We start from the raw sequence: 2,321 nt of genomic DNA, 5'->3' as shown, positions 1-2,321 counted from the left end.
CCGTCTCGCTCGTGAGCACGGCTTCGGTCCGTTCGACTCTGAGAGAGCTCAGAACGCGACGTATGAAAACACGCGATTCTTTGAGCTTCAGACGTTTATTGGGATGGTCGGCTGTGGTACTCCACAGGGTGCAGCCCGGTTCAAGTTCCGACGAGGCAAAGAGTACGGTCCTCACGGAGACACCCACCTCCGAGCCGTCAAGCAATTCGACCCAGAGAGCCTACTCAAGGGATTTCAACAGGCGACAGAACGGTTGCTTTCGGTGATTCAATCGGAGTCTTCGTTTCGTCGTCCTGTCACCGTCGCAATTGATATCACGACCATTCGCTACTTTGGTAACATAGAGGGAATGCCGATGGTCAGCGGGACAAAAGACGGCGAGGGGAGAGCGTTCAAATTCGCCACGCTCTCGATTGTCGGGTGGAACATCCCGCTGATTCTCGCTGTCGAACCTGTCCGTGAGAGTTCGTCGTGGGACGAGAACCCGCCGAACCGAGTTCATCGTGTAGTCCGACGACTCGTTCGACGGGCACAGGAGCACGTACCGATTGAGATGGTGCTGTGTGATCGAGAGTTTGACTCGAAAGCGGTCTACCAGACGCTCTCGAACCTCGATGTGAACTATCTCATCCCGAAGCGGATTCACAGTGCCGAACGCGAGAACATAGAGACGATGGATGAAGATGAGCAAGAAGTCGCCGTTGAATCGGCCTCTGTCCACGTTGAGCAGAGCTCGCACTCGATGCAGTTTCTCTACGTGCCCTCGACGAAGAGCGATGGAACAGCGGTGTTCGCGACGAATCTTCGTGTGAGCGCGGACGAGGCTCAAGCCGTGTGTCGTCGGTACAGTTCTCGGTGGCAGATCGAGAACGAATACAAATCGATCAAGAACGATTTCTTGGCGAAGACCTCGTCTAAGGACTACCGCGTAAGATTATTCTACTTCGTGTTTGCGGTGCTGTTGCACAATATCTGGCGGCTTACCGATTTCCTGTTGAAGATTGGTGTCGGCGGTGAGATGGAGTATGCGCCGGTATTGACTGCTGGTGAGTGTGTCGAGTTGGTTTGCTCGGCACTACTCCCGCCTGACTAGCGCTCTACACCAGCTCGGACTGCCTGTTGTGAGTGGCGACACTCTGCGAGTGGTCAATTTTTGGGCTGTTTTCGAGCATTCGACGGCGTCTCACCGAGGTCGGTAGTTGATGCGACACCGATGTGGCCTGTCCGAACCACGAAAAGGCCTAGAAAAGCGCAAAAATAATCCATCCTCCGAAGTTCTGTTTCACAGGCCCGGCTCTGTTTCCATATAGCAGCATAAGATTTAAGCAGATATTGGTCCCAAGCTCCCAGAACTTACTAATTTACGTTGTGTAGAGTCCACCCCCGCATAAGCCAAAGTATTAACTAGATTGAAGATTGTCGTAGAACAATGAAAATCGGCCACTCAAAATCACCCCAACACACGGTGAGCGGGTTACTCCCCGGTGAGCAAGCGTGAATCAGCAGTCTGACTCCCAGGGTTTAGAGGTTGAAGACACGGCTTCACACGGGGAGACTAGGGAACGACGATACAACTGGTCGCGTATGGACCTCGACGAACTCGTCGACGTTTACTGGCAAGACATCGCACCGAAACGATACCGCGATGGGTTCGACGAAGATCGAGATGTTCCAACCTACAACTGGCTTACTGAACACGGATACAGTGGCATCGCGTACGCATTGCGCGAGCATCACGATTTGACGCCCAAGCAGTTCTTCGTCGACGTTGTCGGCCTCGAAGACGACGAATCTGACGAGTGGGAGTGGGACGTCAACCATGAGAATACTGTCAAAACTCTAGAAGTATACCTCAACTCGATACAAACTCGCGGTGGACGGGCAGAGAGTACCGTCGAGACCCACCGTACGCGGTTGGCGAAGTGGGTTCGGACCTATCGAGAACTCCACGGGACTGATGCGTTGCTCGAACCACTGTCTGAGGTGGACCAGCAGCCGCGAGAGATAGAGCGTTGTCTCGCCGTCCTCGACGTCTTCGACGAGGAGCTATCGACGGATCGGTCGAAGCTCGAATATCTGCACGTCGCCAGAGCGTGGTACGCGTTCGTCAAACGCCGGAAGTACGCGAAGTACAACCCACTTTCAGAGGCCGGCGAAGAGTTCGGCTGGGAGGCCAGTGAGCCGGACCCACAGGCGTTGTCGGCGTCGCAGGTGCGTCGAATCTACAGTGAGGTTGACTCCCCCGAAGCGGAGTTGCTCGTTGTTGCGCTTGCTGGGTGGGGGTTACGGCCCTCCGAGGTTGCCGCGTTGCACGTCGACCA

Annotated in this window: 2 protein-coding genes; both read left to right on the top strand. The window is 54.9% G+C overall.

Translation table 11 applies throughout. The features are described 5' to 3' along the window. A partial coding sequence (locus QT222_RS07225; RefSeq protein ID WP_491476772.1) for a transposase occupies positions 1-1,093 on the top strand: 1,093 nt, incomplete at its 5' end. Positions 1,094-1,584: 491 nt separating this feature from the next. After that, a partial coding sequence (locus tag QT222_RS07220) for a site-specific integrase (RefSeq protein WP_491476771.1) occupies positions 1,585-2,321 on the top strand: 737 nt, incomplete at its 3' end.

It is taken from the genome of Haloferax sp. s1 (assembly GCF_058382125.1).
Note: the sequence above shows the minus strand (reverse complement) of the source record. Positions and strands in the feature narration are given on the sequence as shown.